Origin of the sequence: Synechocystis sp. LEGE 06083 (assembly GCF_015207725.1) — a bacterium.
In the GTDB taxonomy this organism is placed as follows: Bacteria; Cyanobacteriota; Cyanobacteriia; order Cyanobacteriales; family Microcystaceae; genus Synechocystis; species Synechocystis salina.
Genome location: NZ_JADEWJ010000226.1, coordinates 1 through 6,693, shown reverse-complemented (window position 1 = coordinate 6,693; position 6,693 = coordinate 1). Strand labels below are relative to the sequence as shown.

8 protein-coding genes are annotated in these 6,693 nt (G+C 47.7%); 2 read left to right on the top strand and 6 right to left on the bottom strand.

The genetic code is table 11. The annotated features are described in order from the left end of the window. Positions 1–801, bottom strand: an 801-nt coding sequence (locus IQ219_RS15205; protein ID WP_194073167.1) for an HD domain-containing protein, incomplete at its 3' end; no start/stop codon positions are given. 372 nt (positions 802–1,173) lie between these two features. Between IQ219_RS15205 and patD the strand changes: the two genes are divergently transcribed. Further along, a complete protein-coding gene (gene patD / locus IQ219_RS15200; RefSeq protein ID WP_194073166.1) occupies positions 1,174–1,557 on the top strand; it encodes a heterocyst frequency control protein PatD in 384 nt (127 codons plus the stop codon). Positions 1,558–1,705: 148 nt separating this feature from the next. Here patD and IQ219_RS15195 read toward each other — a convergent pair whose 3' ends face one another. Next, positions 1,706–1,903 carry a hypothetical protein gene (locus IQ219_RS15195; protein WP_190599796.1) on the bottom strand — a complete coding sequence of 66 codons (198 nt, stop codon included), beginning with the start codon at positions 1,901–1,903 and terminating at the stop codon, positions 1,706–1,708. A 210-nt stretch (positions 1,904–2,113) separates the two neighbouring features. Next, entirely contained in the window at positions 2,114–3,307 is a 1,194-nt protein-coding gene (locus tag IQ219_RS15190; RefSeq protein WP_194073165.1) for a hybrid sensor histidine kinase/response regulator, read from the bottom strand. A gap of 158 nt (positions 3,308–3,465) precedes the next feature. Here IQ219_RS15190 and prmC point away from each other — a divergent pair, with 158 nt between their 5' ends. Further along, positions 3,466–4,365: a peptide chain release factor N(5)-glutamine methyltransferase gene (gene prmC, locus IQ219_RS15185; protein WP_194073164.1), complete on the top strand. Its 900-nt coding sequence runs from the start codon at positions 3,466–3,468 to the stop codon at positions 4,363–4,365. A gap of 32 nt (positions 4,366–4,397) precedes the next feature. On the opposite strand, the gene IQ219_RS15180 is transcribed toward prmC, so the two are convergent. The 3 genes from IQ219_RS15180 to IQ219_RS15170 form a co-directional block, all read right to left on the bottom strand. Beyond that, complete coding sequence (locus IQ219_RS15180; RefSeq protein WP_194073163.1) at positions 4,398–5,867, bottom strand: TldD/PmbA family protein; 1,470 nt, start codon at positions 5,865–5,867, stop codon at positions 4,398–4,400. 109 nt (positions 5,868–5,976) lie between these two features. Next, positions 5,977–6,408: a type II toxin-antitoxin system VapC family toxin gene (locus IQ219_RS15175; protein ID WP_194073162.1), complete on the bottom strand. Its 432-nt coding sequence runs from the start codon at positions 6,406–6,408 to the stop codon at positions 5,977–5,979. Beyond that, a complete protein-coding gene (locus IQ219_RS15170) occupies positions 6,395–6,622 on the bottom strand; it encodes a hypothetical protein (protein ID WP_194019940.1) in 228 nt (75 codons plus the stop codon). The genes IQ219_RS15175 and IQ219_RS15170 overlap by 14 nt, the downstream gene beginning before the upstream one ends. Positions 6,623–6,693: the final 71 nt, after the last annotated feature.

Sequence of the window (6,693 nt, the reverse complement as noted above, 5' to 3'; positions counted from 1 at the left end):
GCCCTGGAGTTCAAAATGTTCAATGCCCTCATCCCGCAGGCGGAAGCGCAACATATCCTTAACGGTTTCCAGCCGGGATTCCCGATCGCCTCTTTTTTCCACCACCAGGGACTGAATTTTGCGGTAGGAATCGGGCTCTAGGTATTTGAAGGAAAGATCTTCCAATTCCCACTTAAAGCGCCAAATCCCCAAACGGTTAGCTAAAGGAGCAAAAATATCCTTAGTTTCCCTAGCAATGCGCCGTTGTTTTTCGGCATTTAACGCATCTAAAGTCCGCATATTGTGCAGGCGATCGGCTAATTTGACCACAATCACCCTAATATCCTTGGCCATGGCCAAAAACATGCGCCGGAAATTTTCTGCTTGATGTTCCGTTGTACTAGAAAAATTAAATTTAGAAAGTTTAGTTACCCCCTCCACCAAACTGGCCGTTTCTTCGCCAAACAAAGCCTCAATTTGTTCAATGCTAATGTCCGTATCTTCTACCACATCGTGCAAAAATCCCGCCGCAATCATCGCTTCATCCCCCCCCAGGTCCCGCAGTAGCCCCGCCACCGCCACTGGATGAGCAATGTAAGGTTCCCCAGATTTACGTCGCTGTTGGGCATGGAGATCGTAAGCAAAACAGAAAGCTCGACAGATTAAACAATGGGGCGCCGTTGCTTCGTCCTGGCCCTGTTCCACCTCTATTTGCCACTGCTGTAAACAATCCTCTAACCACTGGGGCAGTTCGATATCGTGGATATCTTGGGGAAGGGTTGTGTGAATGGTGGGGGTAGGCAGAGCGGCGACGGCATTCATAGTTTTGGGGAGGATGTTAGGGTAGCTTGCACTAACTAGGTATAAAACAGAAAAAAACGACCAAAAGAGCCGATAATTGCCAGTTAATGGGGAAAGATATAGTATCAGCCATTAGCTTGTCAAAATCCCGTATTTATCTTTTAACAGACATTCCTATATCGGTGCAGGATTTAGGGATTAGTGTTAATTAATGTTAATGGTTATTAATGATTTTTTGCTCCTTTTGCTATGGAGATGTAAAAGCCGTACTCTCCCCAGAACATATCCCAGGGAGTTTGACCATACAGTCCCGACAAATCTGAATTAATATCAGCAAGCCTTAACATTATTTTAACCTTGATCCGCCCAACCCCTGCCAAATCCCCCGGAGCAATGTCGTCTACGCTACCATCTGATTTACCCGATCGCCTTAGGGAATTACAACAATTGCTGGAGCGATGTCAGTTGACCATGGCCGATCCTAGGGCTGAGGAGGCAACGGTGGCCAAGCAAGTTAGCGAACTAGAGGATTTCCTTGGGCATCATTTGATCAGCGTCAGAGCGGAAGAACTGCCGACCCAGGGAGTACAACAATGGCCGTCGTTGCAAACGGAATTTCGAAGAACCCTACGCCTACTCTCCACGGAATTACTTTTTTGGCGATCGGCCCGTTCCCCAGAACGACGACATCATTACCAACAGCGTTTATTAGGGCACTATCAACAGTTAATGGATTTTAGTAGGGCAATGCAACAGTTGATTGATGGTGCCGATTAACCTGTCGCTGATTTCCTTCTGTAAACTTCGCTTCTTTGAACTAAATATTTTCTACTTTTATTTCCAGTTATGGTTAACCAATGGGCTTTGCGACTACAACCTTTACCAGACTATGGAGTAATCGGGATAAAAGGCTGGTAACCTTGGTTTATTTAAGGGAAGACTGGGCATAGCTGACCAAACCAGCACCAATGTAGGAACTGTAATTGTCAATGGTGTTTTGGGTGGCAATGCGATTGGGATTATTAAATAGTTCACCGATGCCCATGCTCAGGGTTAAAACGGTCACAGCAGCGATGGTGTAGTTGCGGATGGCGGTGGAGGTGTAGTTGGTGGAGGCAAACATGGTGTGGTGTTCCTTTGCTTTCAATAACTACAGCATAGGGAAATCCCCAGGGCATGTCAGTCCCAAAAAACCTGTAAAATCAAGGGTTTCAGCGTTGCCACTGCCCTCCTCAACATGGAAAAAAATAGAATTTTCTCTACCTCAGTCCCCTTCTGTCCATCCTTTGTCCATCCCTATTCAGCCACCGTTGGATAAAATTTCCCCCGTTCTTCAGGAGCTGACACGATCGCCATTGTCGGCAATTTCCAGAATCGGTAAACGCACAGTAAAACAAGACCCTCCCCCTTCTTGGCTTTCCACTTCCACTTCCCCGCCATGGATATTGGCGCAGCGTTGCACGATCGCCAGCCCTAGCCCGGTTCCCGTTACCCCCTCCACATTGTCCGCCCGGAAAAAGGGATTAAATAATTCCGTCATGGCCTGGGGAGGAATGCCAATGCCTTGATCGGCGACCCGAAAAATCATTGTTTTATCTTTGGCAATGACGTCAAACAAAATTGGCGTGGGGGCAGGGGAATATTTAATGGCATTACTGAGAAGATTACAGATAATGTGGCGCAATAAATGGGCATCCCATACCCCCTGCTGCAAATTACCTTCGGTGTGGAAACGAATTGGCCTAGGTTGTCGCTGGGCACTGTTCACCAAACGCATTAAGTCCTGGCAAAAGTAGAGTAAATCGAGGGCTTCAAATTGACAACTGAGCTGGCCATTTTCCGTTTTTCCCAGCAGTAAAACCTCCGACAACAATTCATCTAAATCTTTAATTGCTGTGCGGATCATGTTGAAATAATTATGTTGTTGCCCTTTACTCAGGCGATCGCCGCTTTCTTCCAGGAGCCCCGCTGATAGCAGAATTGTATTGAGGGGATTACGGAAATCATGGGAAAGCATGGAGACAAACTCCGACTTGAGCTTATTGGCTGCCTTCGCCTCGGACAATTCCCTTTCCTGACGCTTGAGATTAGCATTGAGGGTCTGGTTTTCCACTGCTAATTCCCGGGCTAGGCAATGACGTTGGATGGCATAGTGGACAGAACGCAAAAGCACGTCAAGGCTAACATCCCTTTTGACTAAATAATCTTGGGCCCCCTGCCGCACCGCTTCTAGGGCTAAAGCTTCGTCCTGGTGGTGGGTGAGGACAATAACTGGTAATTGCTGGTGATGCTGTTGGAGCTTAGGCAAGGAATCCAACCCTTGGCTGTCCGGTAGGGTCAAATCCAGCAGAATGATGTCGAACTTTTGCCCCTGGTCTAAAATTGCCAAGGCGTCCCCCAACCTTTGCACATGCTTAAACTCGAAGTTTTCCGTAGGGGAACCCTTAAGAATTTCTTGTAGTAGGCGGGCCTCAGCTAGGTTGTCTTCAATGAGTAGAATGCGTAGACAGGGACTAATAACGGACATGGGAAATTTGGGGAGGAATAACCATTTGCTTGGGGTTCCAGGGGACAACCTCATCCGTATTTTACTCGTATCCTTCTGGGAGCGAAAATAATTCCTGGGTAGTCTCCCCAATTAACGGTGGGGTTTTGCCATGTATTTGATAGTTGATTATAAACACGATGATTAAGGGCTTTGTCGCCGGTGAAGAATTTGCCCGATGGTATGCCACAGCCCGACAAATGGCGATCGCCAATGGCATTGAAGTGGGGGAACTGGATTGGCTTTTGCAGGGGTGGACGGACTTAGACCGCTTAACCTTACGGTTGCAAGATTTTAGTCGCAGGCAAATTGGACTCAGGGAACCTTGGGACAATGTTCAACAGGGCTGGCAGAAAAGGGTGGAGGAGAAATACCCGGTGCAATACCTGTTGGGGCACACCCAATGGCGCAATTTTGACCTCAAAGTTACCAGTGATGTATTGATTCCCCGCCCAGAGACGGAGTTAATTATTGATATAGTACAAAACCAAAGTGACCAGTGGGGATTAAGGGACCCCTCCGACCATTGGGTAGATTTAGGCACCGGCAGTGGGGCCCTGGCCCTGGGCTTAGCTTCCCTCTTTCCCCACGCCCTAGTCCATGGGGTAGATTGCAGTCCCCTAGCGTTGGCGATCGCCAGGGAAAATGCCCAACGCCATCAGCTTGGCGATAGGGTTCAATTCCATCAGGGCCATTGGTGGGAACCCCTCGAATATCTACGGGGCCAGGTGCAGGGCATGGTGTCCAATCCTCCCTACATTCCCCAGGCGGAATTGCCCCATTTACAGCCGGAAGTGATTAACCATGAACCCCTCTTAGCTTTAGATGGCGGGGCCGATGGCTTGCAGGCAGTGGAACAATTAATTCGGCGATCGCCAGCCTATTTAAAGCCCGGTGGTTTTTGGTTAGTGGAAATTATGGCCGGCCAGGCCCCCATCGTTGCTGAACTGTTGAGGAAGAATGGAACCTATCAAGATATCCACATTCATCGGGATCTAGCCGGCATTGAGCGGTTTGTTTGCGCCCGTACCTTGGGTTGATATCAGGGAGATTTTATAGTTGCCAGAAAAACCTAACGTCCCCCCACCGTAATGCCATCAACCTTAATGTGGGGCTGACCCACGGTGACATAAACACTGCCGCTCACAGAGCCACAAAACCCCGCCGCTAAGCCTAAATCCTGGGAAGACATGGAAATTTTATTCATAATCTCCGTGGCTGTGCCAATTAACGTTGCGCCTTTGAGGGGTTTAGTCAACTTACCGTTTTCTACCAAGTAAGCTTCAGAAACCGCAAAGTTAAATTCCCCCGTGGCTCCGACGCTACCGCCGCCCATTTGCTTGCAGTAAATACCCTTTTCGACGGAATTAAAAATGTCATCCACCGAATAATTACCCGGGGCAATGTAGGTGTTACGCATGCGGGAAGCGGCTGCATAGGCATAGCTTTGCCGACGACCACTGCCGGTGCGGGGATGGCCGGTACGAATAGAACCGGTGCGATCGGCAATGAAGTTTTTCAAAATGCCGTTTTCGATCAACAGAGTGCGCTGGGTGGGCATGCCTTCATCGTCCATATCAATGGTGCCAAAGGCCTTATCGGTCAGCCCTTCGTCCCAGGCAGTGAGGTTTTCATGGGCAATTTTTTCCCCTTTTTTATCCAGGAAAGGAGTGGTTTTGTGCTCAATTTGGGTGGTTTCCAACAGGTGACCACAGGCTTCGTGGAAAATTACCCCCCCGAACTGGTTGGCCATAATGATGGGATAGTTGCCCGATTCCACATAGTCAGCGTAGAGCATTTTTCCGGCGGATTCCGCCACTTCCTGGGCCGCAGTTTCCGCATCCCAAGTGCGTAAATAGTCGGGGTTACTGGTGTCCCCGGAACGCTTACTCATGGAAGTGCGGTGTTCACCATCGGCACAAAAGAGGGAAAATCCCACGGATTGGGTGAGGCGGATATCCCGGGCAAAGGTCCCGTCACTGGCCGCCACTAAAACCTCTTGCCAATCACGAAAGTAGGCGGCCCGCCGGGATCGGGCATGGCTGGCATAGCGGTCTAATTTTTGGTTCGCCCCTAGCAAAATATCGCTCATTTCCTGCATGGGGCTACAACGGTGTAGCCATTGGTCTTTTTCCTTCACTCCGGCATAGTCCCGTAACATTTCCAGGTTCAGTTCAGGCACAAAGGATTGGCCGGCCGGCAAGGTTAAACCCAAAATGGATAGGCCTTTTTCCAGGGCGGTGCGGAGCCCATTAAAGGAAAGGTCATTGGTGCTGACGTAGCAGTCGCCCTTGCCTTTATAAACCCGGACGCCACAACCGCTGGAGAGTCTGGGGGTGAGGCTGGTGATGGCGTCATCTTCGGCTAAGCAACTGACGTAATTGACTTTTTCGAGGAAAAATTCCACAAAGTCTGCTCCGGCGGCCCTCCCCAAACCCAATAGGGTGGATAACGATTCCTGCCATCTACCATCGAGGCGATCGCCAGGGGTGGTGTAGTTGAGGCTGGGTAAATCCTGGGAGAGGAGCAGGGTGGGGGCCATAGTGATTTTTTCAGGAATGAGTGAAATATTTCTTAATGTATTCTAACCAATTTAACCTGGGCTTTTACATCTTCTTTATAAATTTTTATGGACTGATAATCCTAGGTACTTATTCGGATTTTGGAAAAATAAATAAGTTTTGAAATGGCTTGGTATTTTTCCAGCGATAGATACTAAAATCTCGATAATCAATGGAAAGAATACGACCATGACCAAGGTTTTCTGCCAAGATCACCAGAGATGCATCGGCAAGATCCATTGGCAAGTCACGATATTTTGTCATAAGTTGCTCAATGCGGGGGCAATGACTGGGTTTGATGTCAAATATATTGAGTTTTTCTGTGCCAATTTTTCTAATAAATGCTTGCGGTGCATTAATTCCAACCCGATTTTGTAGTAGATAGCAAGTTTCAGTAACAACACACCAATTCGTTATAAATTGCTCTTTTTGTAAACAGTAAAACGCATTCACTGCCGGGATATGAACCTCATCATTTTTATTAGCTAAGGCAAGCCAAAAGCCAGTATCAACAATGATCATGTTTTTTTTCTAATTCACAGTTCAAATAAGTTTTATATTTTCTAGAAAGATCGGGTTCTGCATCTATGCAACCAATAAAATCTGACCAGTCTGTTGAAGAAAATGGTGTGTTTGCAACATGATTTTCCTTGAGGCTTTCGATTAAATCAAAAACAATTTCCTGAGCCTCAGGAGAAAGCTCTGCCAGATCCTGTTGAATGGTGTCGAGATTCATTGGCTAATTTTGACTAAAAAGCTAGCTGTGGCAATAAAACCAGGTTTGTTCTCTTTTCACACATTTTAGCC